Here is a 24,266-nt window from a genome sequence, read left to right on the forward strand (position 1 = left end):
GATGGCAGGGGTTTGGGGCTTTCCCCAATAAAACCCTCCGCGAAGCGGGCCTTGTTCGTTGGCCTGCGTGGCCTGAACGCAAACATTATGGCGCGGGCGGCGGGCTTTTTTTAGCCTGCGGCCTGCACCTTATCGTGGGGGAGCGAACGGGCGGCGGAGGGCCTTTTTCTGGCCCTGTGCGGCCCGGAAGCGGGGAGAGAGCCGGGCGACCAACGGGAGCCGGGCGGGTGCGGTGGATTTGCGGTAGCGGAGGCCGGCCGAACGCAGCGACCGGAGCCATAGCAAGCGTAGGGAGAAGCGACGTTAGGAGCGCCGACCGAAGCGCCGCGTTGGCGGAGGAAGCGCAGTGAAGTGGGCCGGAGCGTAGGGCGTTGTCGCACCAGCAGCAACTGAATCGGGCGGATGCGGCAAGGATGGGAAGGGCGCGACCAAAGGGAGCGGTGCGCAGCACGGGAGCGTCAGCGGACCCCTGCACAGCCTGGCCCCGGCCCGCAGCAAAGCGGAGGGCCGGGGAGCCGCCCAAATCGGTCAGCTACACCTACGTCCTGCAAATTTTGATTTATATGAAATGGCCATTAGTGCCTGGACTTAAATTATTGTTTGCAATTTGCGGCTTCATTCGGAGCTAGTGGGCGGGCTTGTCCCTGGTTTCCGTGTTTAGTCAGAAATCATGAGCGAAGAAATGGCCGTAACCGAGGAACAGGAGCAAGTGGGCGACCGGCTGGTGGCGCTGATGAATTCGCGGAATCTGACGGCGTATCAATTCGCTAAGACGTTGGGGTACGAGGGGCCGCAGAAGCTCTACAAGCTGTTGCAGAACAAGTCGAAACCCGGCTACGAGACGTTGATGGACGTGCTCAACCACTACCCCACCTTGCGGGCGGAGTGGCTGATGCGGGGCCTCGGGTCGATGTTTGGAGAGGGCGACGCGCCGGCAGCCGGTGCAGCGGCGACCACACCAGGGTTGGCTGACACCAAGCGGCCGGGTGGCAAGAAACTGGTTCTGCCGGAGCCGCCGGCACCGGGTGGGGCTTACGAGTCGGTGCGGGTGCTGGGTGGGGTGGCTTACGTGGCGGTGCAGTTTCCGTTTGCGGCGGGGAAGCCGGCTTTTCAGGGGCGCATCGGGGCTGAGTTGACGACGGCGCAGGGGCGCGAGGCGGCCCGGCTGTGCGCGCTGAACGTGCTGGCGCAGGTCGAGAAATACGTCGGGCTGGGCCAGGTGCTGGGGCTCAACCGCATCGAGGCGCAGCTGGTGACGGCCGAGGGCTGGGACAAATTTCCGACAGTGCTGGACGGCGCGTCGGAGTTGTTTTTGGAGGCGTTGGGGCCAGAGGTAGGCCGGCACGCCCGCGCCCTGGGCGGCGTGGAGCGGCTGCCAATGAACCTGCCGATTTCGCTCACGGCCAGCTTCACCCTGCGGCCCGTGCACTGAAGGTTGCCGCTAGTCCTTCCTGAAACGGGCTGTTCGGCCGTTTCTACCGGTTTTTGCGCTGGCTTTCGCAGTTGGTGAATCGGTGCTTTGTCGTTGAAAATGTGGGGCTGCAACTGGCCCCGCGACAACGACTATGCGAACCATCGAATTTCTGATTTTGCATTGCACGGCGGGCAGCCAGGCCTGGACGGCGCGGGAGCTGCAGGCCTTCTTCATGCGGCCGGTGGTCGAGGGTGGGCGCGGTTGGAGCCGCGGCGGCTACCACTGGCTCGTGGAGGCCGACGGGCGGGCCGTGCGGCTCTACAGCGACGCGCTGGTGACCAACGGCACCCATCCGTATGCGGGACTGGGCATCAAGGTTTCGAACAGCAACACGGTGCATATCTGCTACACCGGGGGCGTGGGCGCGCTGATGCAGCCTGTGGATAATCGCACCGTCGCGCAGCGTACAGGGCTGGCCAAGCTGGTGCGCGACTACGTGGCGGCCTATCCCAACCTGCGGGTGCTGGGCCACAACCAGGTGCGCGAAAAAGCCTGCCCGGCCTACTGGGTGCCGGATTTCTGCCGCGAAATCGGTATTGCTGGCCGGCGGGTGTGGACGGGCAACCCGTTTCGGTTTCCGGTGCCGGTGGCGGTTCCGCACACTCCTGATGCGGCCCTGTGATGGACGTGTTTCAGTGGGTACTCGGGGCCACGGTGGCCATCATTGCGTTCTTCCTACGGGCGTTCTACGAGGAGGTGCGCGAGCTGCGGGCCAAGCAGATTGAGGAGCAGGTGAAGCTGGCGAATGCGCAGCAGAGCATCGCGGAGATGAAGGCCAACTGGAAGAATGACATCGCGCAGCTGGAGGCCAAAATCGATGTGAAGCTGCAGTACATCAACGACTCGCTGCGGCGGATTGAGGCACTGTTCATGGCGGACCACAACCGGCGTCCGCCGTAGCTGAATCTCCAATAAACCTCGCCAGCATTGTCTGGGTGCGAATAACGCATCTATTCCTTCATCATAACTCATTGTTTATGCAACCAACCGACTCCCTCGGAATGCTGCAGCGCCTGCAGGCTCCGACCCCCAAGTTTTTCACCGTGCTGCGGCGCGTGGGCCTGGTACTGGCCGGCGTGGGCGCGGCCATTGTAGCCAGTCCGGTGGCGCTGCCGGCGGCCGTGGTAGCAGCCGGGGGCTACCTGATTACGGCCGGGGCCGTGGCTGCGGCCGTGAGCCAGCTTACTACCCGGTCGGAGCCCTGAGATTCCGGCCCTTCCTACTGCCCATTCGGGCTTTTTATCCACCTTTTCACTTTCCAGAACATGGCCAGTTTAACTGCCTACCAACAACAATTTCGCCGTCGCATGAAGCGAGCCATCCGGCTCCGGGCAACGGCTGACCGCAAAGCCCGCGGGTATACCCGGAAGCTCATGGATGCTATTGGGGCCGGCGACGATGCCGCCGGGGTCATCAACGAGCTGAACCGCGTGTACAACGTGGATTTGAGCACCCAGACCATTCTGATGCACTCGCTGTGGGAGAATTCCGGCCAGGAAGTGCTGCTCGACAAGCTTAACCAGAGCACGCCGGGCGAGGAGGTTTTGCTTCAGGTAATGATACCGGACGGCAACGGCGGTGTAGCACTGCCGGCGAATGGCGTGCTTGACTGAAGCCAGGCAGTTACCGGCTGACGCGGTACGCGAAAGAAGCCTTAACTTCCTGTAAATTAATCAGTAATACATAATGGCAACCAACCCACCAATTGGCGACGGGGCCCGCAAAGGGGCCGTGCGCAAACGCTCACAGACCTTCAATCCCGTAACGGAGCAGTTCGTGAAGCGGGACGCGGAAACTGGACGCTTTATGGACGTGAAGCAGGACGGCAAGCCGTTTAAAGGAGTTCGGAAGGAAAAGCCGAAGTCTACTTGATAGACGGCGCAAATAACCCATTTTTAAGCCCGCAGCATTCAGCTGTGGGCTTTTTTGTTTTTTTGTGCACTGGACTATGTTTACATGAACGTGCTAATGCACTTACCCCCAACATCCGCTTCAGGTGTTTTAGGACAGAGGCTTCGCGCTACCGGATTCGGCATCAGGATTCATGCGAGTTCCTGAACATGTAGCGGCTCGGCTGAGATGCTTGCCCAGTTTATCTTGGAACGATGGACTGCAACTACATCAATGCCTAACAAGAATACCTGGCCGATAACGTGGTGGTGAAGTTCAACAACGAATCGCCCGCCGTCGGCAAAGCAACTGCCCTGGCTGCCCTGGGGCCCTGTTGGCAAAGCTTCGCCAGCATCGAGCACGAACCGACTAACATCTACGGTGCCGACACTGGCAACGCGGGCCACGCCGGCAAAAAAAATGACGGTGTGGGCCGTGGCCTTCACCGATGCGGGTGCCGAGAGGCAAGTGGAGTTGATGTGGATTTACCACAACGTGGTGTCGGTGTTTGACAGTAAGCTGTCAGCGGACCCAAAGACTAGCTTGCGTAATAGAAGCTAATTTTTTGTGGCCTGCTGCGGCAATCATACCAGGTCTGGGCAATTGGTGTAAGCGGGATTGTAATAAATACTGGGGAGCGTTTCGGTACCAATGGAAATTATTTACATCATTATGTTGTAAATATACAACAATATGTTTTATGTTTGCATCATATTACCAACGATAATGAAAGGAGACAAAATCTACAACCGCTTGTCGGTGCTGCGCGAAGAGCGTGGCCTGTCCCGCAAGGAACTGGCCGACAAAGTGGGGGTCAACTTCCAAACCATCGGCTACCTGGAGCGGGGCGAATACAACCCCAGCTTGGACCTGGCCCTGGACCTGTGCGCCGTGTTTGGCCTGCCCGTCGAGTTGGTGTTTTCACGCCAGCCCCTCCGGCCCCTGAGCGAAGAACTTCACACCCTCAAACAAACCCCCTGATGTCCCGTTCGCTGACCCTCCCCCAGCGCCGCACGGCCGTGGTCGTGCAGCTGCTTAGTTATCCCCTGGTGGCCCTGCTGGGCCACTGGCTGGCCCTGCCCGGCGCGCTTACGCTACTAGCGGGGCTGTTCGGCTACGCGGTCGCGTCGTTCTACCTCTACTGGGGCACCGGCCTCTGGCACTACGGCAACGCCCCCGACCCGGAACTGGACGAGCGGCAGGTGCAGGTGCGCAACCACGCCTACCGGCTGGCCTACGTCACGGTCAGCGCCCTGGTCATTTTGCTGTTGGCCTATGCCATCGCGGCACCCATTCGGGGCTGGGCTACCCCGGATATCGGCGAGCAGGGCAGCGGGTTGCTCTGGGCGGCGCTGGTCTTCCTGCCCAGCCTGCCGTCGGCGCTGCTGGCTTGGAACGAGGTTGACCTGTAAAGCTTACCACCCAAGCTGTTTTCTCTTTTATCTATGAGGCCTTTCCGGCTGTTGCCAACCGCCGCGGGCCGCCCCACAAGTGGACAGCGGAGAACCTGCGGTACAAGCATCCTTCCAGGTCGGTCAACCCGGAGGTGGCCAACATTTTGCTTCGGGCGGGCCACATCGAGTCGTGGGGCCGCGGCACGCTGAAGATGATAAACGAATGCCGGGCACATGGGCTGCCTGCCCCGCGCTATGCGTTTGAGGCGGGGGGGGCTTTGGCGTAGAGTTTCTGCGCTACGCGGTGCAGTCCCTGACCGCCCAGCGCCTAGGGCCCGAGCTGGCAACGCTTGTGCAGTATGTGCAGGACCACGGCACGGTGAATCGACGGTGCAACGACTGCTCAATGCGAGTAAGCCGACGGCTACGCGCTACCTTGCGGAACTGGAGAGGGCCGGCTACTTGCAAAAAATCGGCACGAAGGGGGTGGACACCGCCTATACACTGTGGGCTTTAGAAAAGTCTCAAGATTAGTTGAAGCCAAGCTGCCGTCACTGTCTAAAAAGTTCATAGCGGGCCGGAAACGAGCTTTCTTTGATTCGACCAAATAGACTCAGCAGCTTCGCCTGCAATGCGCGGCTCTTTGAGAGCAGCAGGTGTTGACCAAAGAAAAACTTCTGGTAAGTCCAACTGGGCCTTTTCGTAGCAGCAAGGGTACGAACTTACCTTAAGGACAAATCAAAAAATTTAGGTTTAATAAGCCCCATGGTGCTTTAAGTTCGGGCTGACGGTGGCCATGGCGCTGCGCAACGCCCTGGTAGTTGGCGCGGTGCTGGTCCTGTCAGGGAGGGTAGCCGATGCCAAGCCATCCCGAATTTTATCACCTTCGGAAGCAGTGCCTGGTCCATGGCAGGTAACAATTTCTTCATGAACCAACTATGCTCTTCAGCTCTGCGTTTCCGTTGGGGAAGAAACGTGTGCTTTCCCGCGTTACCTGCTCCGTATGAATTCTTCCATCACGTCTATTGTGCTGCTGGCGCTTAGCGGACTGGTGTTGTTTCTCTACGCCGTCAGCCGGTTGGCGCTGGCGCTGCGCCAGGTGGCCGGCGACCGGGTGAAAGGCATTCTGGACCGGTTTACCAAAACGGTGCCGATGGCCATTCTCACCGGCACCGTCGTCACCACCCTGCTCGATTCCTCCTCGGTGGTCATCATCCTGACCATCGCCCTGGTCAGCGCCGGGGCGCTGCCCTTCCGCAATTCGCTGGGCGTGGTGCTGGGCGCCAACATCGGCACCACCATTTCGAGCCAGCTCTTCGCCTTTGACCTGGGCCAATACGCCGTGGTGGCCATGCTGCCGGGCCTGTTGCTGCTCTCACTCAGCAAAAAGCGCAAGGGCCGCACGGCAGGCCGGGCGCTGTTTTGTTTCGGCCTGCTGTTTTTCAGCTTGTTTCTCATCGGGGAGGCGGCGGCGCCGCTCAAGGAATACCGGGGCGTGGAGGCGTGGCTACTCAAGCTGGAAAACCCGCTCCGGGGCGCCGCTGCCGGGGCCTTGCTAACGCTGGTTATTCAGTCGTCCTCGGCCACGCTAGGCATGGTCATAAAGCTGGCTGCCAAAGGGTTGGTGACGCTGCCGGCCGGCATTGCCGTCCTGCTCGGGGCCGAGCTGGGCACCTGCGCCGATACCTTGCTGGCCACCCTGGGCCGCGGCCGGCCGGCGCTCAAAACCGGTCTTTTCCACTTGCTGTTCAACGTCATTACCATCACGCTGGGCCTGCTGCTCATCGGTCCCTTCACGGCGCTGGTGCTGCGGCTGGCCGGCCAGGCCGAGGTAGCCCGCCAGATTGCGCACGCCCACGTCCTGTTCAACGTCGCGGGCGTGCTGCTGTTCGCGCCGCTGGTGCCCCTCTGCCAGCGCCTGTTCGACGCCTGGCTGCCGGAACAGGGCCCCGAGGCCCGGCGGGTGCCTGCTCCGGCGTCCTAGTAACAGGAAGCATGGGGCACTTGGTAAACAGCCGGTTGCCGAACGGCTACAATCCGGCTGCGCGCTTCTTCATCGCCGAAACGGGTCGCCAGCTGCACGTAGTATTCTACCGGCGTATCGGCGGCAAAGACCTCCGCGTCGAGGTAAGGCGAGCGGGCGTTGGCGGCCAACCGGGTCCAGGTGCCCGCCGCCCCGCCAACCCGACGGAACAGGTGGGCCACTTCGGACCGCTCCTTGCTGAAGGCCAGGTGCCGGCCGGCCGGCACGAGTGAGAGTACGAGCGAAGTTGGTGAGACCATTTTCCTGCCTTATACTTCGACCACCGTGCGGCCCGTGGTGGTGGTGGCGTTTTCCGTTTCCAGGCCGGCCACGTAGCGGTACTCGGCGGTGGCGTTGCTGGCCGTGAAGGTGGCCAGCACGTAGCCGCGCTTGGAGGCGTCGAGGTACTGCAAATCGTCAATTAGCAGCGCGTTCGACTGCTCGAAGCCCGCGATGGCCGTGGCGTTGCCGGCCAGCAGGGCCTCGAAGCCGGGCGACGACACGGAAGAGCAGGCAAATTCGGCACCGGCCCGGCGGCCCGTGCTGGTGGTCAGGTCGTTGTGCCACGCGTTGTGGGTGTCGCCGGCCAGGGAAATCAGCTTCTTGGTGCCGGCCGCCGCGTACACCCGCTCGCGCTCGGCGGGGTAGCCGTCCCAGGCGTCGAGGTTGTAGGGCAGGGTGGTGCTGACGCGGGCGCGCTCGGTGGCCGTCACGGTGGGGTCGCCGGCCAGGATGCGCGTCTTGATAATGCTGAGCTGGGTCGCCTGGGTGTTGTACTGGGCCAGCAGGGCGGGCGTGGGACTGGCGGCCAGCTGCGCCACCACCGGCAGCAGCTCGGCCGGAATGTACATTTTGCCCATGAGCATCTGCGAGCCCAACACCTGCCACTGGGCGCTGCTGCCGCCCATGGCCCCGGATAGCCAGGTGAGCTGGTCGGTGCCCAGCAGCTTGCGGTTGGGGTTTTGCCAGGTCGCGCCAAAGGCCGGGGCGTTGAACACGCCGGTAGGGCTGAAGTAATCCGCCAGGCTCAGCTGCTGGTCGCGCCCCACAATACGGGTGTCGAGCATGAGCAGGTTCACCAGGTTGCCGAATTCGAAGCGCCGGTAAATCCTGGTTTTGTCGGCGGTGCGGGCCGGCAGGTACTCAAACCACGCCTGGTTGGCCGCCCGCTTGCGGTCTTCGAAGCTGCCTTCGGTGGCGGGCTGGTGGTTTTCGGCCCCGGTGGTGTAGGCATTGTTGGCGTACTCGTGGTCGTCCCACACGCAAATAAACGGCTTGAGCTGGTGGGCCCGCTGGAGCTGCTTGTCGGAGCGGTACTGCTTGTAGCGGGTGCGGTAGTCGCTCAGGGTGATAATTTCGGTCGCCGGCAGGTGGGTGCGGTTCAGGCCGGCGGTGGCGGGAGTGGTGCCGTAGCCCCCCGCGCCGTATTCGTAGATGTAATCACCCAAGTGTACGACGGCATCGGCGTCGGAGGCCGCCACCGCCCCGTACACGTTGAAAAGGCCGGCCTGGTAGTTGGCGCACGACACCACGGCCAGCTTCACGCTGCTGGCCTGGCTGCCGGCAGGCAGGGTCTTGGTTTCCCCCACCACCGACTCGGCCCGGGTGCGCTCGTTGCGGAAGCGGTAGTAATATTTGGTATTGGCCGTGAGGCCGGGCACGTCCACGGCGGCGGTGTAGTCGGTGGCGGCAAGGGCGGCCATCGTGCCGCTGGCCACCAGCGGGCTGAAGGCGGGAGTCGCGGCCACTTCCCAGCGTACTTCCGCGTCACCCGGCTCATTGGTGGCCGGGGTGTAGCGCGTCCAGAGGATAACGCCGGTAGCCGAGGGGTCGAAGCTGGCCACGCCTTCCTGAAAGCCAAAGTCGCCCGTGTAGTTGATGGCGGGCTCGTCGTCATCGTCCTTGCAGCTGGTCAGGAAGCCGGGCAGCAGGGCTACGCCGCCGGAGAGGAGGGCCGTATTGCGAACAAACGCGCGGCGACTGATTTTTGGGTTGTTTTGCGACATAACCAAGGCAGTGTAAATACTTGGCAAAAGTGAAATGCGCTTGTTGTTAGGAAGTTAAGCCGACGTTATGAATTATGTTTCGGGCGCGGCGCACCCATTGCCAACCAGTAGCCAGCAAGGGCTGCGCCCCATATTATGGGCCGATTACCGTTCGGTTACAGTTGGCCAAACCGCTTCCAAGCGGCTGCTAAGGGCAGTACCTTTGAGCCGAAGAGTGAAATAAGCCCCGCTTGGTTTGGGTGAGTCAGGTCAGGCGGGCACTACTATTCTATATCGCCAAGTGGATACGCGTGGACTATTATTCTATCAAAACAGCCCCAATCTGCAAGTTGGGGCTGTTTTATTTATGTCACTTTCTGGCGGTAATCGGGGGTAAATCCCGTTCCTTACACTGCCTTCTACTGCCTTGATGAATAGCAAGCAACCGCACGACACCCTGTTGGCGCGCGGCTCAGGGCCTACCGTCGCTTGGTCCGCGGCTGGGTAGAATAGACGGTGATGGTCAGCGTGGAATCGGTGGGGCTAACCGGGGTTTCCCGAGCCAGATGCCCCGGGTAGTCGACCAGCAGCAGGTAGCTCCCCAGCGGCAACGATAAGCGAAAGAAGCCTTCGGAATTGGTGGTGGCGGCCTCGTGCGTGCCCTTGGCCCAGATGCTCGCCCCTAGGACGGGCCGATGGCTGGCATCTATCACCCGCCCCTGACAAGACCATGACCCTTGCGGCGAAGGGGGGGAGGACTGGGCGGCTGCGCCCAACGTGGCAAGCGAGCCGCCCAGTACCAAAGTCAGACGCAATGCAAAGAACATCGAAGGTTGGGTTAAAAGGGAAACACGGCTACCACTACACCCTGCAAAGGTATAACGACTGTTGCCACCGTGCAGGCTAAGAAATAGTTACTTGCGGTACACGTCCCACCGGTTGCCCTAAATGATTAGAATAATCAAGCAGGTCGTTCAGACCGTTCACCGCTACCTGATTTGAGGCAGCTTTCCGTGCGTAATCGGGTGCCGGCAATGGGCTAACGGCGCGAACGGTTGAGTTCTCTATAAAAACTTAACATTGGAAAAGGCTAATTTGAGGGGTGTTTACCAGTCCGTCTCTTCACAAATTCGTAATCTTGCGCCGTGGAACCACCCGTTAAGCCTTCTCGCGACACTCTTATTATCAGCCTATCCATGGCCTTAATGGTCGTGCTGGCCGTGGTATTACTGGTGCTGCGCTAAATTCTTCACTACCGGGTCGTACGGTGGCCCGCACTTCTTTTTTCTGTCCTATGCGTAAGCCAAAAAACCTCCTCGCCGGCCAGCTGGCAACGGCTATTGCCCCTCACCTCGGCGACGCGGCCGCTAGCCAGCCACCCAAAGCCGTTGCCAAAACCCTGCAGCAGTTGGCCAAGCAGCTCACCAAGCAGCAGAGCAAGCAAGCCAAAGCCGCGACTCCCACGCCACTCACCGCCAAACGCGCCCGCAAGGCATTGGCCGGCGAACTGGCCACGGCCCTGCAACCCTACCTGGGCATTTCCGAAGAGGGCGATGCAAAAGCCACCAAGGGCGTGACCAAAACCGTCAAGCGCCTGGCCGCGCAAGTCGTTAAGCAGCGCCGCAAAGAGGCGAAGCAAAGCGCGAAACTAGCCAAGCAGGATGCCAAACAGAACGCCAAAGCGGCGAAGCCAGCCCATGATTCTTCGGAGGCTGCTCCAGCAGTAGTACCGGCAGCGAAGAAGACTAAACGACTAGCTGCCCCGCGCCCGGTGGCCGCGTCGTCGGCTCGTCGACCCGCGGCAGCACCCAAACGGGTTGCCGCTAAAGCAACTCCAGCCACCACGAAAGCGGCTCCAGCGGAGTAAGTCTTTTCAACCCTAGCTTGCCAAAAGGCATGCCGACGGCGAGACACTACCCATGAAGGCAACGGCCACAGGGGTGACCTTGGTTAAAAGGTTCGTTTTGCAAGACGGCCTGCCCAAGCAAACCGGGGTCGGCCGAAACCCAGGCCATTGGCTGGCCCTACCGTTGTTTTCCGTCCCTATTATTGTGCGACCCCTAGTAGAGAAAATACTGAAAGCCGACCGGCGTAGCTGGACCACCTCACACGAAGGACACACGGAGTGAGCGGGCCGAGTAGACCGGCCCGAGGCCATTTTGCACCAGCTTGTTGATGGAAATATCCGAGAGTTGCCTACACTGCTGGTGGTGCCGGTAGGCCGGGCCATGGCCACTCATGGCCCGCACACCTCAGCCAGTGCCTGGGCGGGATTTGCCTACGTGAGCTTGTTTTTAGGCTTCTTTGCCTAGTACCACGGCCTGGCCCTGGGCGGGGTTGCGCGGGTGGCGCAACCGTGGGCGGCAAAAGGGGAGCCTACAGGCTGGAATACGGGACGTTAACGGGGCTTTGGTTAAAAAAGTGGAAGCGGAGGGCCATGAGGTCCTGCCGTTTGCAAGTAGTTGCCATTACTTACGGCGGTCGGGGGCGGTAGCCGGAAAAGTCAGCACATTGCACATCTCGCGCAGGCGGCTGCGGAGGCGGTCACCGTAGAGGGTTTCCAGCTCGGGGGCGTTGAGGTTGCTGGTGAGGTGGGTGAGCATGCCATGGGTGACGAACCGGTCGTAGCGGTCGAGCATGATTTCGGCCAGCACGTTGCACTCGTTGCCGTAGAGGCGGGCGTTCTGTTCTACGCCGAGGTCGTCGAAGCAGTAGGTGACGGGGTGGCGGTGGTCGGGGCCGTGGCCGGAGCCGTAGGAACGCTGGGAAAAGGCCTGGGCCCCGTAGCGGTCGAGCACGGCGAAGCCTTCGGTGAGGAAGCGCCGGGCCACGTCGCGGGCGGGTATAGTGCGGTAGGCGGTGCGGGTGTTACGCTCGAAGAAGCGCATGGCGGCGGTTTTGCCGCAGCCGACGGGGCCGAGCAGCAGGATGCCTTTGGCGGGGTCGAGGCCCTGGACGGCCTGGGTGGGCTCGTCGGCGGTGAAGTAGGCCAACAGGCGGCGGTAGATGGGTTCGTTGTGGGCATCGAGCTGAAAGCCGGGCACCTGGGCGGCAAAGTGCGTGAGGAAATGCGCCCACCGCGCTTCAAAGTCGGGGAGCTGGCTCATAGCGGCTCGTGGTAGTTTTTGGTACCGCCGGAATGCAGGCGGGTGGCCGCGCCGGCAGCCGGGCCGGGTGTGGAAGCTTTGAACCGGTCAGCGTTGAGCAGCCAGTTGCGGGCGGCGGCGGGCCAGTCGGCCATGGCGTGGCGGCCGACGCGCCAGCCATTGGCCTGGTAATAGTTGAAGAAGCGGGTGGCTTCGGCAGGCGCGTCGGCAACCGGCGTGTCGGGCTGTTCGACAAAAAACGCCGTCACCTGGGCCAGGGTGGGGCGGACGAATTTGGGGGCCGTCGTGCTGGCAGTGGCACCACCGGGCGGGATGGCCGGCGGTGCGGGAAGGGGGGGCCGCGCAACGGGGGGGATGGGCGGCGGGACCGCGCCGGCAGGGTTCAGCTCATCTTCTACTTCAAGCTCGGGCGCGAGTGGCCCTCCCCTCTCCCATTCATTATTATCATTCTTTTTACCTAATAGGAGTGCCTCCATTTCGGTGAAGGAAATTTCGGGATAGGTCGTGCGGTTTGGCGGAATGGGGGGTGCGGAAAACCGTGCGGCAGTGTCCGATAAATCGGATGGGGCTACCGATTTATCGGAAGGGGTCGGTGCCAGGCCGGCGGCCGGGCGCAGCAGGCGCTGGTTGCTACGGGCCGGGTCGGTGGCGGTGGCGAGATGTCCGCGCTCGATGAGTTGGCTTATCCAGGCGGAGACGGTGGCGCGGCGCACCTGGTAGAGGCGGGCGAAGTAGTTGTTGGTGGCCCAGCAGTAGCCGCGCTGGGCGCAGAGGGCCGTGATTTCGCCGTAGAGCAGGCGGGCGGCAGGCGGTAGAGCCAGGTCGTAGCGGACGGAGGCCGGAATGAGGGCGTGGGTAGTGGGCAGCGGGTTCATGGCGCTTCCCTCCTACTTGCTGCGGTTTTCCTCGAGCATCTTCAGGATGTCGTCGGACTGATAGTACACCATGCCGCCCACTTTGGTGTAAGGCAGCGTACCGTTCACGCGCAGGTTTTGCAGGGTACCGGGCGAGATGCCGAGCAGCTCGCGCACCTCGGTTGATTTGAGCCACTTCTTCTGGAGGCCGCTGCCGGCCTGGGCGGCGAAGAGCTTTTGCAGCTCCTGAAATAACTCTTGTTTGAATTCGGCGAGGTCTTCGGGGGTGATGATGCGGGCAGCCATACAATTTGCGGACATTTGATGAGTCCGACAAAGGGAGGGTTTCAACGCATGCGCCGCCAGTTACAGGGGTTGTACAACCCCTTACAACCCCACTGATTTACAGGATAATAATTTTTACAGGAGTAGCTAATTTGATTGGTCGTCGGTCGGCTGCCGAACAGATTGGAGCATTTTGGCTAACAGCTTCTCGACGGCCTGGCGGGTGCTGTCCTCGGCGTTGTAGAAGTTGGCGGCCAGGCTTTTTTCGGAAATGCGCTCCTGACGGGCGGTGCGGAAGTTGGCAGCCAGCAGGCGGAACAAGTCGCGCTGGCTGGCCTGGCCGAAGACGCCGGCATCGTAGAGCGTGCGCAGCAAGTGGGCCATTTGGGCTACCGAAAGTGGCGTCAGGATACGGGCAGCTTCGGAAGTGGCAGCCGGGACCGGGGTGGTAGAGGCGTGCACCAAGTGGCTGAGGTAGTCGTGCTCGGCTTCGAGCCAGTTGAGGAGTTGGGTGCGCAGGGGCGGCAACGTGGGCATATACAGCAGCTCGGTGGCGGGCTGGAGCTGGCGGTAGCGCGTGAAGTAGCGCCGGATGACAGGGAGTTGGTCGGCCAGGTGCTCGCCGGCGGCTTCGGCCTCGGCGCGCACGTAGGCTTTGAGCAGGCAAAAGAACCCGGGCGTGTTGAAGTTGTAGCGCAGCAGCAAACGCCCCAGGCCCTCGGTGGTGAGGGGCCAACCGCGCTGTAGGCGCGTGTGCAACTCGCGGAGCAGCAGCCGCGGGTAGAGCAAATCCTGGTAGCTGAGGTCGGTATCCTGCACGGTGATGAGCAGGCGGCTCAGGCATTCGCTGACCGGACCGAGCAAGGCTGCGGGCAGGCTTTCAGCGCTGTGCAAGGCCAGCAGCACGGCCGCCAGCGGGGTTTGCACGTCGGTGAGGACCTGCACCCGGCGGCGATACGAGAGCGGGGCCGTGAGGTTGAGGTGCTCGGGGAAGGTCTGCTCGAACTGGGCCAGCAGCTTTTCCAGCTCCACGTAGAGCAGCTGGTGAACTTCGGCCAGCGAATAGAGCTGTGGGGTGCCGTAGCAGCCGGGCCGCCGGGTAGGTTCGAGCTGCTGGCGGGCGTGGGCCAGCAGGTTTTGCAGCGTCCGTTGGTGCTGTTGCACGTAGAGCGTGACGCCAGCTCCGTCCTGGCGCATGAGCGCGCAGGAGGGCAGCACCCGGCGCAGGCGGGCGGCTTCATCGAGCAACTGGGTGTGGTAGTAGAAGTAGCGGGCTTTGGCGGCGGGCAGGGTTTCGAAGCTACACGCGGCCGTGAGCTCCAGGTGGTACTGCTCGCCAACCTGGTGGCACTGGGCATCCTGCAGCTCGGGCAAGGAAAGGCCCAAGCGGGGCAAAGTATCGGCCAGCAGCAGGCCCAATGTGCGCGGCTCGGGACCGTTGGGAATGAGGGGCAGGCCGGGCAGGTCGTTGAGTTCGAGGAACACAAACTCATCGTAGTGCTGGTGGGTGAATTCACCAGGTGCCAGGCTGAGATATTGAATTTTGAAGTGTCGGGCGTAGGTGCCGAAACGTTGGCGGAGAAAGTCGCGGTGGGTAGCTTGTTCGGGGAAGTGAAAGCTGGCAGGGGATAAATCACCGGTGACAAGCCGGGTGAGCAAGTCGAGTTCGTAAGGCACTTAGGGTAGCTGATTACGGTTCGTGGTGGGATTGATAACACAAACGTAACATTATGCAGGCCATTTGTTTTGCGAAAAATTGACCACCGAGAGGGTCGATTTAGCAATCAGTTAATTGCTAGTTTCCTGCGGAAGCGGTAAAAGTTGGGAAAGTTGAATTAGGACGCCATTTAGGTCACGCAGGCTGGCTACTAACCGCCCATGAGCATCAGGGGTGGGGTCAAGCACAGGCACCGCCCCGTGAGTCAGAGCATGGTCGAACAACTGCTGCACGTCGGCCGTGGCGATATCGAGGTGAAAGGCGGCTGGGTCGGTCAGGAACGAGTTGAGGCGACGGGAACCGAAGGTGTCGGTTTGAGCATCGTGGGCCGCGAAAACCAAGCGCTGGTCGGGCACATCGAGGCGGGCAGCGGTGGCATCGGCGCTGAAGATGGCGGGGAAACCAAATACCAGACGGTACCACTCGGCAGTTTGCCACACGTTAGGCACGTGGATAGTTAAGCAGTTTAACTTATTGGCTTGCTGTATACTATCTGTCATATATCGAATAAAAATCATTTAGACTCATTACGGTCTGTTCTCTGGTTTCCATTATCTACCTGAACTGCATAAAAGAGGGCCTGGAAACGCCGCTAGGCATTTCCAGGCCCGGCTTTGATTTAAGCAGCTACTGATTCCTGGGCAACTGACTCCAGAATACGCTTCAATTCGCTGGTCTCCTCGGCGGTGAGTGGCAGCAGCGGTGCCCGCAGGTGGCCGGCGTCAAGCCCTTGCAGTTCCAGACCGGCCTTAATGGCGCGGGGCAACCCCTTGGCGACAATGAATTGCAGCAGCTCGAACTGGCGGTAGAACAGTTCTTGCGCCCGGTCGAGTCGGTTGGCTTGAATGGCCTCGTATAAGGCCAGGTTCAACTCGGGTATGAGGTTAGGGGCCGCGGTGCACCAGCCGGTGGCACCCGCCGCGAAGGCGGCCAGGGCCAGGGGGTTGGAGCCGTTGTAGAACGCCACGTCTTTGCCTAGCAGCCGGCGCAGGGCCTGCATCCGCTGCACGTCGCCGGTGCTTTCCTTAATCATCGTGACGTTTGGGATTTCCAGCAGGCGCTGCAACAGGGCCGGGGACATGTCCAGGCCGCCGGTGGCGGGGTTGTTGTACACCATCAGCGGGATGGCGACAGCACCGGCTACCTGCTCGTAGTGCGTCAGAATCTCGGCTTCGGTGAGTTTCCAATAGCTCATGGGCAGCACCATGATGGCCGTGGCCCCGGCCTGCTCGGCGAATCGGGCGTGGCGGACTGCCCCGGCCGTGGTGAGGTGCGACACGCCGACCAGGACCGGCACCCGGCCGGCCACTTGCCGGATGGTGGCCGTGGTCACCGCGTCCCGTTCGGCATCGGTGAGGTAGGGCAGCACTCCGGTGCTGCCAAGCGGGGCAATGCCGTGGGAGCCGCTGGCGACGAGCCGTTCGACCAACTGGCAATAGAGGTCGAGGTCCACGGCCCCGGCGGCGGTAAAGGGCGTGATGGGATAGGCAATAATGCCCGTGAAGGGAGTTTGCTTCGACATGGGACGAAGGAATTAGAGGTCGCGGCCCCGCTCTTCGCGTAAGGCCACGCCGAGGTTTTGCAATAGCGGCGCGTTTTCACAGGCGATGTAGCGGGCAGAAACCGACTCGCTGCGATTGCCGTGGTTGTGCCAGGCCCAAATCGGGATGTAGAGGGCGTCGCCGGCCTTCCATTCCACGCGCCGGTCTTCAATTTGGGTGTAGCCCTCCCCTTCTATCACGTAGATGACCGTCTCGTAGGTGTGGCGGTGCTGGTTGGTGACCTGGCCGGGCAGCAGGCCGCCGATGGTCATGCTGATGGCCACGGTGGGCAGGTCCACGAAAAAGACGGGGTGTTTGCGCTCGGTCGAGAACTGGTCGTGGGCCCCGGCCTGCTCCACGTTGGGGTGGTGCAGCCGGTCGGGCATGTGTACTTCGGGGCGGGCGTAGGTCCGGTGGAAGTCGGCCGACTGAAAGGCTTTCTCTTTTACTGGGGTTTCCATGAAGTGAGAATGGTTGAGGTGAATAATGGCGTCGGAAGCAAGCCATTGGCTGTTTTTAGAACCCGGGGCAGCCAATATGCCCGCCTCCGACAATACAAAATTGGTCTTACCTTGGCCCTCTCAATTCGTCCAGTTTTCACAAACCAACGGGTCCAGTTATGTTGCGCGCCTGGGATACCAATTTTCAACCTGATTTCGCGTCGGGCAAGGCCATCTACCTGCAAATCGGCGAGCTGATTGCGGGTGAAATACGGCGGGGTCGGCTGCTGCCGGGAACGGCGCTGCCGGGCACCCGGGAGCTGGCGAAGCAGCTGGGAGTGAACCGCAAAACGGCGGTGCTGGCCTACGAGGAATTGCTGGCCCAGGGCTGGCTGGAGTCGCAGCACACCCGCGGCACGTTCGTGTCGAGCCGGCTGCCCGAGAGTACCCCGGCGGCATTTGCGCCGGCCGCCGCTGGCCAGGCCGAGCAGCCGGGCTTCCGATGGCAGAACCTATTGGAGCCGGACCTGGCGGCTCCGGTGCTACCGGGGGCGCTGGTGTTCAACGACGGCACCCCGGATGCGCGGCTCGCGCCCATTCCCCCGCTGGCCAGCGCCTACCGCCGGGTATTGCAGGGTCGGGGCCGGCGCAACCAGCTGGGCTACGACAGCCCGCTGGGCAGCCTGCCCCTGCGCGAAGCGTTGTCCCGGATGCTCAACCAGGACCGGGGGCTAAGCACCACGCCGGCCGGCATTTGCCTGACGCGGGGCACCCAAATGGCCTTGTACCTGACGGCCCGTCTGCTCATCCAGCCCGGCGACGTGGTGGCCGTAGAAAACCCTGGCTACCCCCCGGCCTGGCAGACGTTCCGGCTGCTGGGTGCCCAGCTGGCCCCGGTGGCAGTGGATGCGGAAGGGCTGTGCGTGGACGAGCTGGAGCAGCTCTGCCGCCGCCGCCCGGTGCGGGCCTTGTACCTGACGCCGCATCACCAGTTTCCGACCACGGTGACGCTCAAAGCCGCGCGGCGGGTGCAGCTGCTGGCTTTGGCCGCCCGGTACGGGGTGGCCATCATTGAAGACGATTACGACCACGAGTTTCATTACCAGCACCAGCCCATGCTGCCGCTGGCCAGCGCCGACACCCACGGCGTGGTCCTCTACATCGGCTCGCTGTCCAAGCTGATTGCGCCGGCCTTGCGGGTGGGCTACGTGACGGGTCCGCTGGAATTCGTGACGGCGCTGGGCCGGCTGCGGGCGCTGGTGGACCGGCAGGGCGACACCATTTTGGAGCAGGCGGTGGCCGAGCTGATTGAGGAGGGCGAAATCAAGCGGCACGCTCGCCGGGCGCACGCGGCCTATCACGCCCGCCGCGACGCGCTGGCCGACGGCCTGCGCCGCCTGCCGGGCAACCAGCTAGACTTTGTGCTGCCCGCCGGGGGGCTGGCGCTGTGGGTGGAGTTCCGCGCCGACGTGAACGTGGAGCGGTTGGCGGAAGAATTGCGGCTACGCAAAGTAGTCATCACGCCGGGCAGCCGCTATTATGTGGGCGAACCGGCCGCCAATGCCGTGCGGCTGGGCTACGCGGCGCTCACGCCCGAAGAACTGGCGCACGGCGTAGCGCAGCTGGGAGCCGTGCTGCGTCAATTGCGGTCCTAAGGGGAGGGGACCGATAGTATCAAACCAGGTGGGCCAGCTTGGTCAGGGAGCGAATTGCCCGGTATTTTAGCCGACCAAAGCAGCTTTGCACCCTCTATTGCTCTTTTTTATGCACATCGTATCCGTCAATGTTGGCCAGCCCCGTGAAGTAATCTGGAAGGGCAAAGTTGTGAGCACCGGTATTTTCAAGCAGCCTGTGAAGGGAGCGGTGGCGGTACACGCCGAAAACCTGGCCGGTGACGGCCAAGCCGACCTACGGGTGCACGGCGGCCCCGGCAAGGCGGTGTACGCCTACCCCCAAGAGCATTACGCCTACTGGCACGGGCTGGTGCCGGCCGAGCTGCTGATGCTGGGAGCGTTCGGCGAAAATCTGACCACCGCCGGCCTGCTGGAAAGCGAGGTGCGGTTGGGGGATTGTTTTCGGGCCGGCACCGCGGTATTGCGCGCTGTGCAGCCCCGCCAGCCCTGCTTCAAGCTGGGCATTCGGCTGAACGACGAACGCCTGGTGAAGCAGTTTCAGGATGCCCGCCGATTGGGTATTTACTTCCGGGTCGAGCAAACCGGAGTGCTACAAGCGGGCGACGCCCTGGAGCTGGTCGAACGCTCGCCGTATCCGATAACCATTCAGGACGTGTCGGATTGCCGCTACCTGCCGCACCCGGATGTGGCATTACTTGAGCAGATTATCCGTCTGCCCTTTTTGCCCCCTTCCTGGCGCGACGTGTTTGTAAAACAGCTGGCTAGCGCGGCCATTTAAATCAATCTGCTCCGGACTTATAGCACCGGCACAATGCCGCCGGCACGGGCCGAGGCTATCTTGGCCTTGAACATTTCCCCCATTTTTCGGGCGCGCAGCTTCATTTCCGTGGCGTTGTCGCCGGCAAACAACTCGTCTACCGTTTGTCCGAACAGGGCGAGCCAGCGGGCAAAGTGGGCGTCCTCGATGGGCAGGTACATATGCTTGGCCCCTGGGTTGCCGCGGTAGCCGGCCGCTTGCGCCAGCAGGGCGGCCGTCCAGAAGCGCGTCATGGTGTCGAGGTGTTGGGGCCAGTGGCCGGCCGGAATGCGGGCGGCGAACACCGGCCCCAACAGCTCGTCCGCTTGTACTCGCGCGTAGAAGGCGTCGATGAGCCGGCGGATGTCGTCCTGCTCGCGGATGTCAGCTAAAGCGGAGGGGGCCATGAGGGGAAATCGGCTAAGAAAAGAGCGGGGAAAGCAGGCTCCCTTAGCGGTAAATGAGGATGCGGGCGGCCTGCTGGCAGGCCAGTGAATGCGGAGCCCCGGCCGCGAAAATCACGTAGTCGCCGGCCTGCACGTCCACGGTAGTTTCTTCCTGCGTAACGGCCAGCTTGCCAGCGAGCACCACCACCAGCACGTCGCCGGCGGAGTGCTGGTGCGTGGGCATTGTTTCGCCGTCGCGAAAGGTTTTGTAGATGATTTTCTGGCCGTCCCGATTTAATAGAATTAGACCTTTTTGCTCGCCAGTGGGCGGGTGCAGCCCGTCGAGCAGACTGCCGGAAATGAGAGGAAACGCCATAAACAAAATGAGAAAAACGAGGGTAATTCACCCATCGCGGCCTGTGGCCATCAACCATTTTGGCGGCGACTGATGAGAAAGTAAAACTTACCTGAGAGTGGCAGTGGTTGCTGCAGCTAAGCCGCCGGGCCGCCGGCGCGGTTGCTACCCAATTAGTTCGCCCCACATTGTCAGCACCGGCCCGATTTCGTGGCGTTGGCAGGCCCGTTGCAAGTGCGAGGCATACCGTTCCAGCAGTCTGCGCGTCAGTAATTTGGTGGCTTCATCGAGTAGTGCGCTTTCGGCGGGGGTAGCCTTTCTCTGGTAGCGGTTCAGCTCTTCGAGGCGAAGGGTTTCGAGGCGGCCCTGTATTTTCTGAATGAGTGGGGCGAGCAATAATGCTGCGTCTTCCACTATCTGCCGGCTGACCGCCGGCTTGTTCGGCAGCAGCAGTTCGCGGACAGGAAAGTAAAGGCTCATTTTCGTTGAGAATACCAGGTCAAGCAGACTCCCGGTAGGGTTATGAGGAATCGGCGGGGCACTGCACCAGCCAGTAACGAGGCGTTTAGTGGCCCGCTTTTCCGCCGCTGCTAGACAAGCAACCGGCGGGGTTTGCTGGGCAGTGGCGGCGACGAATTCAAACCGGAATACGCGGGCTCATTCCTGGGCTGCTTTTGCAAACAATTGGCCCACCCAGGGCCAGTTTACCACCTGCCAGAACGCGGCTACGTAATCGGCCCGCTTGTTCTGGTACTGCAAGTAGTAAGCGTGCTCCCAGACATCAAGCCCCAGCAGCGGGGTGCCGCGCCGGATGCCGGGCAGGTCCATGAGTGGATTATCCTGATTGGGCGTGCCGGACACGAACAGCTTCCCGGCCGGGTCGCAGTTGAGCCAGGCCCAGCCGGAGCCGAAGCGGCCGGTAGCGACGGCCGTGAATTCAGCCTTAAACTGGTTGAACGAGGTAAAGTCCCGCGTCAGGGCCGCGGCCAGCGGCCCGGTGGGCAACCCGCCCCCCACCCCGGCAGCTGCCAGCTGCGGCCAAAACAACGAGTGGTTGTAGTGCCCGCCGGCGTTGTTGCGCACGGCATCGGGCAGTTGGCTGGCGGTGGCGCACAGCTGCTCCAGGGTCAGGTTGGCACGGGGAGTATTCGCCAGCGCCTCGTTGAGTCGGGAGACGTAGGTTTTGTGGTGCGCGTCGTGGTGGATTTCCATGGTGCGCGCGTCGAAGTGCGGGGCCAGCGCGCCAAAAGCATACGGCAGCGGCGGCAGCCCAAAGGGACCGGGGGCCACCGGCCTGGCGCGTGCTTCGGCCAGCAGCTGCTCGGCGTGGGTGCGGGCCAGCAGCGCCGGCCCAACCAAAGCCCCAACTGCTGCCAGCAAGCCCCGGCGCATAAAATCTCGTTTTTGCATGGCGTGGGTTGAAATAAAAGGGAACGGTATCAGGCCGGCCCGATTTCGTGTTCGGGGCAGTCGAGGCGCAGCTGCGCCCCTTCCAAGGGGATTTGCAGCAGGTGGCAAAAGTGTCCACTGTCTGGCTGCTGCCCATAAAACCGACAGGAAAAACACATGCGCTGCACCGGAATCACGCCGGCCTGCTGTAGCTCATCAATCACCCCGAATAGGCTTTGGTACAGGCTTAGCTTTTGGCGGGCCGGCAGGCGGGCCACCGGCTGGTGCAGCGGCCCGGCAAACTGGCTGGCGCGGTCGGCCAGTTCCCGGCCGCCGGGCGTGAGTTGCAGGGAGTGGCTGCGCAGGTCGGCCGGGTCGGCGTGGCGCTGCACCAACTGCTTGTGTTCGAGGGTTTTCACGGCCTCGCTCACGGTCGGGCGGCTCACGTGGTACTCGCGGGCCAGGTGGCTCACGGTGTCCTGGCCGGGCCGGTGAAACCGCAGAAACACCAGCAGCTGCAGCTGCAAGGGGCTCAGTCCTTCCCCGGTGGCCTGCTGCCAGAGCAAGAGCCGGAACACCCCGCTCAGCCGCTCCAGCGCGGCCACAATTTTGCGGTCCACGCTGGGCGGGTGGTTTTGCTGGTCGGGGTCGAAGGGCGTGTTGGGGGCGGGTTCAGCAGTCACAAGTGAAGTCCAGGTAGTGGCGAAAAGGCGGCGCAAACGTGCCGTTCACGTTCACCACCCGGTCGAGCCGGATTCGCTCGCCGGTGCCGATGACGAGGTACTCGGCCAGCCCGTCGGCGTGCCGCTCGCTGGTCAGGTCTTTGAGCAGCGTCGTCACGGTGGTGAACTCCCAAAGGTCGGTGAAGTATTGCAGGTGCGAGTAGGTGCGCCACGTGATGGTGGCTTCCAGCAGGTCGTGAAACGCACAGTCGATGGGCTGGTACGGCAGCATGGGTTGGGAGGGTAAAGCAGGGGTGCCTACTGGCACCCCTGCATTTCGATGATATAGTAACCCTTCAGCTGGAGAGCAGCTTCCATTTCCAGGGTCGGCTGCTCGACGTGGCAAAAGGCGCACTCCTGGGCCGTCAGCGCCAGTCCTTCCTGGCCCTTGCTTTTCAGGTACTCGCGGCCGTAGCCGTAAATGGTTTCTTTATTCGTGAGCGTGTCGGGCACCAGAATATCGAAGTGCATCACGCTGCTGTCCTTTTTGCGGACGTAGGTATCGTAAACGGCGACTCCCATGATAGTACAACAGTTAAACCAAGTGAGAAAAATCAGAATTGCCCCTCTTTCACGTAGGGGTAGCTCCAGAGCGTGGCGGTGAGGGTGACGGCCTTGAACCAGGCACCGTACATGGCCTCCACTTCGGCCTCCGTGTGCCCGCCGTTTTGCAGGAACGACTTGATGGTGACCGTGAGCGGCACGACGAAGGCCGTGAGGTAGCGCAAATGAATGAGCGGCTCGGCGGCGGCGTGGTCGGTCGCATTCTTTTTGGCGGCGGTGTGACGCAGGCCGATTTCGTGCTGGTAGTCGAGCCACTGCTGGTCGTAGGGCCGGTTGCAGACATCCAGAATCCACTGCCCGAACCGGGCCCGGACGCGGGCCAGGTAGTTGCCGTCGGGCTGCTGATTGAGCGAAAAGTAGCGCAGCAAGTGCGGGTGAGCGCCGACGAAGCCGTACCACACGTCGAGGATGGCATCGGTTTGCGGGGCCAGCACCTGGCCGGCCATACGCAGCGCCTGTTCGTCGTCGGCCGAAAAAAGCACCGTTTGCTTGAGCAAATCCAGCTCTTCGAGCGAGACGGGTGAGCGGCTGACCTGCCCGTAGGCGTAGCCGGGGATGGTGGGGTTTTCCATGAGAATGGGGGTAAAAAGGTGAAAAAATTGGTGTAACAAGCTGGCCCGGCTCCGGCCGAAAGGCGGGCAAACACGGGCGTTGTGCGGTAAAAGGGAGCGGTTACGGGACGACCGGCGGGGTGCGCCAGTAATCGTTGGCGGCAGCGATGGTGGCGAATTCCGCCGCGACGGTCTGGCCAATGGCAATGAGCATCCGCGGGTCGTCGGCGTAGATGGCCCGTTGCCGCTGCCGGATTTCGGCGTCGGGCTGGGTGAGCTTGATGATGAGGCGCGCCAGTTTGACGGCGAGCTGGCGGCCTTCTTCCGGCGTGGCCGTGCGCAGGCTGTTGCCGGGCACGAGCTGCAAATCAGACATGGCGGCAGCGCTTATTTCGCGGCCACCGTGTAGGGCAGCGAGAGGTTGCCCGACATCACCCCGTACACCTGGTACACGCCGAGCATGGGCCGGTTCTTATCCGAGGCGTTAACCTCCATGTAGCAGGTAACGAGGTCGAATTTGAAGTCGCGTCGGTGGTTGATGCGGTCGAGCGGCACCACGGCCCGCCCGGTGTTGCCCTTCATGGTGACGGTGAAGCCCGGCGAGTCCATGTACATGCCCATGCCGGGCGTGCTGGTGGGCGGCATTTTGGGGGCGGCGGCTGGGCTCATATTGTCCATGCCGGCCATTGCCTTCATCGCACCAAACTCCTTGACCGAGAAGCCGCCCGCCACGCGGCTGTCCTTGATGAGCACCACCCAGTGGGCGTGCCACACCAGCCCGTCGTTGTTGTAGTCGCCGTCGCCGTTTTCGTCCCACAGCGGGGTGTCCTCAAAATCGGGGTGCGACGTCAGGGCCAGGGCCACGATGCCCTCGGTGGCGGCCATGCCAATGTCGGTCGACTTGAGCGTGGTCGGGAACACGTAGCCGAGCACGGGCGCGCCGTCGGTTTTGCCGGCCGGCCGCGGCTGGGTTTTGCCAGCGCTGCCCGCTACCTGGAATTCGAATACGAGCGTTTCCAGCTCGGGCAGGTAATTGACGGTCGCCTTTTTAGGCGTGTAGTCGGCCGAGGCGTAGGCCTTGCCGGCGGCGGCTGATTGCGCCCGGCCAGCAGTAGCGAAAGCGCTGAGCAGGGCCAGCGTAAGAACGGATTTTTTCATG

At 62.2% G+C, this 24,266-nt stretch carries 34 protein-coding genes; 13 read left to right on the forward strand and 21 right to left on the reverse strand.

Translation table 11 applies throughout. The features are described 5' to 3' along the window. Positions 1 to 670: 670 nt before the first annotated feature. From GM79_RS01930 to GM79_RS01955, 6 genes are all read left to right on the forward strand, one after another. Positions 671 to 1,432, forward strand: coding sequence for an Atu1372/SO_1960 family protein (locus GM79_RS01930; RefSeq protein ID WP_235183892.1), 762 nt, complete (start codon positions 671 to 673; stop codon positions 1,430 to 1,432). A 133-nt stretch (positions 1,433 to 1,565) separates the two neighbouring features. After that, positions 1,566 to 2,096 carry an N-acetylmuramoyl-L-alanine amidase gene (locus tag GM79_RS01935; RefSeq protein WP_051718380.1) on the forward strand — a complete coding sequence of 177 codons (531 nt, stop codon included), beginning with the start codon at positions 1,566 to 1,568 and terminating at the stop codon, positions 2,094 to 2,096. After that, the gene (locus GM79_RS01940) at positions 2,093 to 2,374 is read left to right on the forward strand and encodes a hypothetical protein (RefSeq protein WP_161787100.1); all 282 of its coding nucleotides are present in this window, start codon (positions 2,093 to 2,095) and stop codon (positions 2,372 to 2,374) included. The genes GM79_RS01935 and GM79_RS01940 overlap by 4 nt, the downstream gene beginning before the upstream one ends. 77 nt (positions 2,375 to 2,451) lie before the next feature. Next, on the forward strand, positions 2,452 to 2,679 hold the full coding sequence (locus tag GM79_RS01945; RefSeq protein ID WP_035558361.1) for a hypothetical protein: 228 nt from the start codon (positions 2,452 to 2,454) through the stop codon (positions 2,677 to 2,679). Between the two features lie 102 nt (positions 2,680 to 2,781). Further along, entirely contained in the window at positions 2,782 to 3,087 is a 306-nt protein-coding gene (locus GM79_RS01950; protein WP_035558364.1) for a hypothetical protein, read from the forward strand. Positions 3,088 to 3,160: 73 nt separating this feature from the next. Continuing rightward, positions 3,161 to 3,346: a hypothetical protein gene (locus tag GM79_RS01955; RefSeq protein WP_035558368.1), complete on the forward strand. Its 186-nt coding sequence runs from the start codon at positions 3,161 to 3,163 to the stop codon at positions 3,344 to 3,346. Between the two features lie 170 nt (positions 3,347 to 3,516). On the opposite strand, the gene GM79_RS01960 is transcribed toward GM79_RS01955, so the two are convergent. Next, positions 3,517 to 3,810 (reverse strand): hypothetical protein, encoded by a 294-nt coding sequence (locus GM79_RS01960; protein ID WP_035558371.1) that lies wholly within the window; start codon positions 3,808 to 3,810, stop codon positions 3,517 to 3,519. A gap of 280 nt (positions 3,811 to 4,090) precedes the next feature. Between GM79_RS01960 and GM79_RS01965 the strand changes: the two genes are divergently transcribed. From GM79_RS01965 to GM79_RS01975, 4 genes are all read left to right on the forward strand, one after another. After that, on the forward strand, positions 4,091 to 4,345 hold the full coding sequence (locus GM79_RS01965; RefSeq protein ID WP_035558374.1) for a helix-turn-helix transcriptional regulator: 255 nt from the start codon (positions 4,091 to 4,093) through the stop codon (positions 4,343 to 4,345). Then, the gene (locus GM79_RS01970) at positions 4,345 to 4,776 is read left to right on the forward strand and encodes a hypothetical protein (protein WP_035558376.1); all 432 of its coding nucleotides are present in this window, start codon (positions 4,345 to 4,347) and stop codon (positions 4,774 to 4,776) included. The genes GM79_RS01965 and GM79_RS01970 overlap by 1 nt, the downstream gene beginning before the upstream one ends. A 29-nt stretch (positions 4,777 to 4,805) precedes the next feature. Next, entirely contained in the window at positions 4,806 to 5,045 is a 240-nt protein-coding gene (locus tag GM79_RS26410) for an ATP-binding protein (protein WP_081867496.1), read from the forward strand. Between the two features lie 716 nt (positions 5,046 to 5,761). Next, a complete protein-coding gene (locus GM79_RS01975) occupies positions 5,762 to 6,742 on the forward strand; it encodes a Na/Pi cotransporter family protein (protein ID WP_051718381.1) in 981 nt (326 codons plus the stop codon). Here GM79_RS01975 and GM79_RS01980 read toward each other — a convergent pair. The 3 genes from GM79_RS01980 to GM79_RS01990 all read right to left on the reverse strand — a co-directional run bounded on the left by GM79_RS01980 (position 6,739) and on the right by GM79_RS01990 (position 9,479). Next, complete coding sequence (locus GM79_RS01980; protein ID WP_035558380.1) at positions 6,739 to 7,008, reverse strand: hypothetical protein; 270 nt, start codon at positions 7,006 to 7,008, stop codon at positions 6,739 to 6,741. The two genes, GM79_RS01975 and GM79_RS01980, sit on opposite strands and share 4 nt — an antisense overlap. Before the next feature lie 42 nt (positions 7,009 to 7,050). Next, positions 7,051 to 8,787 carry an alkaline phosphatase D family protein gene (locus GM79_RS01985; protein ID WP_035558383.1) on the reverse strand — a complete coding sequence of 579 codons (1,737 nt, stop codon included), beginning with the start codon at positions 8,785 to 8,787 and terminating at the stop codon, positions 7,051 to 7,053. Between the two features lie 458 nt (positions 8,788 to 9,245). After that, on the reverse strand, positions 9,246 to 9,479 hold the full coding sequence (locus GM79_RS01990; protein ID WP_035558386.1) for a carboxypeptidase regulatory-like domain-containing protein: 234 nt from the start codon (positions 9,477 to 9,479) through the stop codon (positions 9,246 to 9,248). A 581-nt stretch (positions 9,480 to 10,060) separates the two neighbouring features. Between GM79_RS01990 and GM79_RS01995 the strand changes: the two genes are divergently transcribed. Then, positions 10,061 to 10,633 carry a hypothetical protein gene (locus GM79_RS01995; protein WP_035558389.1) on the forward strand — a complete coding sequence of 191 codons (573 nt, stop codon included), beginning with the start codon at positions 10,061 to 10,063 and terminating at the stop codon, positions 10,631 to 10,633. Between the two features lie 601 nt (positions 10,634 to 11,234). On the opposite strand, the gene GM79_RS02000 is transcribed toward GM79_RS01995, so the two are convergent. From GM79_RS02000 to GM79_RS02025, 7 genes are all read right to left on the reverse strand, one after another. Beyond that, positions 11,235 to 11,873 (reverse strand): hypothetical protein, encoded by a 639-nt coding sequence (locus tag GM79_RS02000; RefSeq protein WP_035558393.1) that lies wholly within the window; start codon positions 11,871 to 11,873, stop codon positions 11,235 to 11,237. Further along, on the reverse strand, positions 11,870 to 12,748 hold the full coding sequence (locus GM79_RS22635; RefSeq protein WP_051718382.1) for a helix-turn-helix domain-containing protein: 879 nt from the start codon (positions 12,746 to 12,748) through the stop codon (positions 11,870 to 11,872). The genes GM79_RS02000 and GM79_RS22635 overlap by 4 nt, the downstream gene beginning before the upstream one ends. 12 nt (positions 12,749 to 12,760) lie before the next feature. After that, positions 12,761 to 13,048, reverse strand: a complete 288-nt coding sequence (locus GM79_RS02010) for a helix-turn-helix domain-containing protein (RefSeq protein WP_316930096.1) — start codon at positions 13,046 to 13,048, stop codon at positions 12,761 to 12,763. A gap of 111 nt (positions 13,049 to 13,159) precedes the next feature. Continuing rightward, positions 13,160 to 14,689 carry a hypothetical protein gene (locus GM79_RS02015; RefSeq protein WP_035558398.1) on the reverse strand — a complete coding sequence of 510 codons (1,530 nt, stop codon included), beginning with the start codon at positions 14,687 to 14,689 and terminating at the stop codon, positions 13,160 to 13,162. Positions 14,690 to 14,800: 111 nt separating this feature from the next. After that, positions 14,801 to 15,247 carry a VOC family protein gene (locus GM79_RS22640; protein WP_410471172.1) on the reverse strand — a complete coding sequence of 149 codons (447 nt, stop codon included), beginning with the start codon at positions 15,245 to 15,247 and terminating at the stop codon, positions 14,801 to 14,803. A 101-nt stretch (positions 15,248 to 15,348) separates the two neighbouring features. Further along, positions 15,349 to 16,251 (reverse strand): dihydrodipicolinate synthase family protein, encoded by a 903-nt coding sequence (locus GM79_RS02020; RefSeq protein ID WP_035558402.1) that lies wholly within the window; start codon positions 16,249 to 16,251, stop codon positions 15,349 to 15,351. Positions 16,252 to 16,263: 12 nt separating this feature from the next. Then, positions 16,264 to 16,731 carry a cupin domain-containing protein gene (locus GM79_RS02025; RefSeq protein WP_035558526.1) on the reverse strand — a complete coding sequence of 156 codons (468 nt, stop codon included), beginning with the start codon at positions 16,729 to 16,731 and terminating at the stop codon, positions 16,264 to 16,266. A gap of 158 nt (positions 16,732 to 16,889) precedes the next feature. Between GM79_RS02025 and GM79_RS02030 the strand changes: the two genes are divergently transcribed. Together GM79_RS02030 and GM79_RS02035 are read left to right on the forward strand one after the other, a co-directional pair. Continuing rightward, positions 16,890 to 18,365, forward strand: a complete 1,476-nt coding sequence (locus GM79_RS02030) for a PLP-dependent aminotransferase family protein (RefSeq protein WP_035558404.1) — start codon at positions 16,890 to 16,892, stop codon at positions 18,363 to 18,365. 109 nt (positions 18,366 to 18,474) lie between these two features. Then, the gene (locus GM79_RS02035) at positions 18,475 to 19,122 is read left to right on the forward strand and encodes an MOSC domain-containing protein (RefSeq protein WP_035558529.1); all 648 of its coding nucleotides are present in this window, start codon (positions 18,475 to 18,477) and stop codon (positions 19,120 to 19,122) included. Between the two features lie 17 nt (positions 19,123 to 19,139). Here GM79_RS02035 and GM79_RS02040 read toward each other — a convergent pair whose 3' ends face one another. From GM79_RS02040 to GM79_RS02085, 10 genes are all read right to left on the reverse strand, one after another. After that, positions 19,140 to 19,547: a group III truncated hemoglobin gene (locus tag GM79_RS02040; RefSeq protein ID WP_035558407.1), complete on the reverse strand. Its 408-nt coding sequence runs from the start codon at positions 19,545 to 19,547 to the stop codon at positions 19,140 to 19,142. Between the two features lie 43 nt (positions 19,548 to 19,590). Then, positions 19,591 to 19,902 (reverse strand): cupin domain-containing protein, encoded by a 312-nt coding sequence (locus GM79_RS02045; RefSeq protein ID WP_035558410.1) that lies wholly within the window; start codon positions 19,900 to 19,902, stop codon positions 19,591 to 19,593. 144 nt (positions 19,903 to 20,046) lie between these two features. Then, a complete protein-coding gene (locus tag GM79_RS02050; protein WP_035558414.1) occupies positions 20,047 to 20,361 on the reverse strand; it encodes a hypothetical protein in 315 nt (104 codons plus the stop codon). Positions 20,362 to 20,538: 177 nt separating this feature from the next. After that, positions 20,539 to 21,291, reverse strand: coding sequence for a superoxide dismutase (locus GM79_RS02055; RefSeq protein WP_035558417.1), 753 nt, complete (start codon positions 21,289 to 21,291; stop codon positions 20,539 to 20,541). Positions 21,292 to 21,320: 29 nt separating this feature from the next. Continuing rightward, complete coding sequence (locus GM79_RS02060; RefSeq protein WP_035558420.1) at positions 21,321 to 21,953, reverse strand: MarR family winged helix-turn-helix transcriptional regulator; 633 nt, start codon at positions 21,951 to 21,953, stop codon at positions 21,321 to 21,323. Beyond that, the gene (locus GM79_RS02065) at positions 21,943 to 22,224 is read right to left on the reverse strand and encodes a hypothetical protein (protein ID WP_051718384.1); all 282 of its coding nucleotides are present in this window, start codon (positions 22,222 to 22,224) and stop codon (positions 21,943 to 21,945) included. The genes GM79_RS02060 and GM79_RS02065 overlap by 11 nt, the downstream gene beginning before the upstream one ends. 26 nt (positions 22,225 to 22,250) lie before the next feature. Then, the gene (locus tag GM79_RS02070; protein ID WP_035558423.1) at positions 22,251 to 22,514 is read right to left on the reverse strand and encodes a DUF2024 family protein; all 264 of its coding nucleotides are present in this window, start codon (positions 22,512 to 22,514) and stop codon (positions 22,251 to 22,253) included. Between the two features lie 32 nt (positions 22,515 to 22,546). Then, complete coding sequence (locus GM79_RS02075; protein WP_035558425.1) at positions 22,547 to 23,128, reverse strand: protoglobin domain-containing protein; 582 nt, start codon at positions 23,126 to 23,128, stop codon at positions 22,547 to 22,549. Positions 23,129 to 23,228: 100 nt separating this feature from the next. After that, complete coding sequence (locus GM79_RS02080; RefSeq protein WP_035558427.1) at positions 23,229 to 23,483, reverse strand: hexameric tyrosine-coordinated heme protein; 255 nt, start codon at positions 23,481 to 23,483, stop codon at positions 23,229 to 23,231. An 11-nt stretch (positions 23,484 to 23,494) separates the two neighbouring features. Then, positions 23,495 to 24,265 carry a hypothetical protein gene (locus GM79_RS02085; RefSeq protein ID WP_035558430.1) on the reverse strand — a complete coding sequence of 257 codons (771 nt, stop codon included), beginning with the start codon at positions 24,263 to 24,265 and terminating at the stop codon, positions 23,495 to 23,497. Position 24,266: the final 1 nt, after the last annotated feature.

The sequence above is a fragment of the Hymenobacter sp. IS2118 genome, from assembly GCF_000715495.1.
GTDB lineage: Bacteria > Bacteroidota > Bacteroidia > Cytophagales > Hymenobacteraceae > Hymenobacter.

What these genes read in the sequence shown, in the direction of transcription:
- GM79_RS01930 (WP_235183892.1), top strand. Translation starts at nt 671, where the DNA reads ATGAGCGAAGAAATGGCCGTAACCGAGGAACAGGAGCAAGTGGGCGAC.
- GM79_RS01935 (WP_051718380.1), top strand. Translation starts at nt 1,566, where the DNA reads ATGCGAACCATCGAATTTCTGATTTTGCATTGCACGGCGGGCAGCCAG.
- GM79_RS01945 (WP_035558361.1), top strand. Translation starts at nt 2,452, where the DNA reads ATGCAACCAACCGACTCCCTCGGAATGCTGCAGCGCCTGCAGGCTCCG.
- GM79_RS01950 (WP_035558364.1), top strand. Translation starts at nt 2,782, where the DNA reads ATGAAGCGAGCCATCCGGCTCCGGGCAACGGCTGACCGCAAAGCCCGC.
- GM79_RS01955 (WP_035558368.1), top strand. Translation starts at nt 3,161, where the DNA reads ATGGCAACCAACCCACCAATTGGCGACGGGGCCCGCAAAGGGGCCGTG.
- GM79_RS01965 (WP_035558374.1), top strand. Translation starts at nt 4,091, where the DNA reads ATGAAAGGAGACAAAATCTACAACCGCTTGTCGGTGCTGCGCGAAGAG.
- GM79_RS01970 (WP_035558376.1), top strand. Translation starts at nt 4,345, where the DNA reads ATGTCCCGTTCGCTGACCCTCCCCCAGCGCCGCACGGCCGTGGTCGTG.
- GM79_RS01975 (WP_051718381.1), top strand. Translation starts at nt 5,762, where the DNA reads ATGAATTCTTCCATCACGTCTATTGTGCTGCTGGCGCTTAGCGGACTG.
- GM79_RS01985 (WP_035558383.1), bottom strand. Translation starts at nt 8,787, where the DNA reads ATGTCGCAAAACAACCCAAAAATCAGTCGCCGCGCGTTTGTTCGCAAT.
- GM79_RS01995 (WP_035558389.1), top strand. Translation starts at nt 10,061, where the DNA reads ATGCGTAAGCCAAAAAACCTCCTCGCCGGCCAGCTGGCAACGGCTATT.
- GM79_RS02000 (WP_035558393.1), bottom strand. Translation starts at nt 11,873, where the DNA reads ATGAGCCAGCTCCCCGACTTTGAAGCGCGGTGGGCGCATTTCCTCACG.
- GM79_RS22635 (WP_051718382.1), bottom strand. Translation starts at nt 12,748, where the DNA reads ATGAACCCGCTGCCCACTACCCACGCCCTCATTCCGGCCTCCGTCCGC.
- GM79_RS02010 (WP_316930096.1), bottom strand. Translation starts at nt 13,048, where the DNA reads ATGTCCGCAAATTGTATGGCTGCCCGCATCATCACCCCCGAAGACCTC.
- GM79_RS22640 (WP_410471172.1), bottom strand. Translation starts at nt 15,247, where the DNA reads ATGATTTTTATTCGATATATGACAGATAGTATACAGCAAGCCAATAAG.
- GM79_RS02020 (WP_035558402.1), bottom strand. Translation starts at nt 16,251, where the DNA reads ATGTCGAAGCAAACTCCCTTCACGGGCATTATTGCCTATCCCATCACG.
- GM79_RS02025 (WP_035558526.1), bottom strand. Translation starts at nt 16,731, where the DNA reads ATGGAAACCCCAGTAAAAGAGAAAGCCTTTCAGTCGGCCGACTTCCAC.
- GM79_RS02030 (WP_035558404.1), top strand. Translation starts at nt 16,890, where the DNA reads ATGTTGCGCGCCTGGGATACCAATTTTCAACCTGATTTCGCGTCGGGC.
- GM79_RS02035 (WP_035558529.1), top strand. Translation starts at nt 18,475, where the DNA reads ATGCACATCGTATCCGTCAATGTTGGCCAGCCCCGTGAAGTAATCTGG.
- GM79_RS02040 (WP_035558407.1), bottom strand. Translation starts at nt 19,547, where the DNA reads ATGGCCCCCTCCGCTTTAGCTGACATCCGCGAGCAGGACGACATCCGC.
- GM79_RS02045 (WP_035558410.1), bottom strand. Translation starts at nt 19,902, where the DNA reads ATGGCGTTTCCTCTCATTTCCGGCAGTCTGCTCGACGGGCTGCACCCG.
- GM79_RS02050 (WP_035558414.1), bottom strand. Translation starts at nt 20,361, where the DNA reads ATGAGCCTTTACTTTCCTGTCCGCGAACTGCTGCTGCCGAACAAGCCG.
- GM79_RS02055 (WP_035558417.1), bottom strand. Translation starts at nt 21,291, where the DNA reads ATGCAAAAACGAGATTTTATGCGCCGGGGCTTGCTGGCAGCAGTTGGG.
- GM79_RS02065 (WP_051718384.1), bottom strand. Translation starts at nt 22,224, where the DNA reads ATGCTGCCGTACCAGCCCATCGACTGTGCGTTTCACGACCTGCTGGAA.
- GM79_RS02070 (WP_035558423.1), bottom strand. Translation starts at nt 22,514, where the DNA reads ATGGGAGTCGCCGTTTACGATACCTACGTCCGCAAAAAGGACAGCAGC.
- GM79_RS02075 (WP_035558425.1), bottom strand. Translation starts at nt 23,128, where the DNA reads ATGGAAAACCCCACCATCCCCGGCTACGCCTACGGGCAGGTCAGCCGC.
- GM79_RS02080 (WP_035558427.1), bottom strand. Translation starts at nt 23,483, where the DNA reads ATGTCTGATTTGCAGCTCGTGCCCGGCAACAGCCTGCGCACGGCCACG.
- GM79_RS02085 (WP_035558430.1), bottom strand. Translation starts at nt 24,265, where the DNA reads ATGAAAAAATCCGTTCTTACGCTGGCCCTGCTCAGCGCTTTCGCTACT.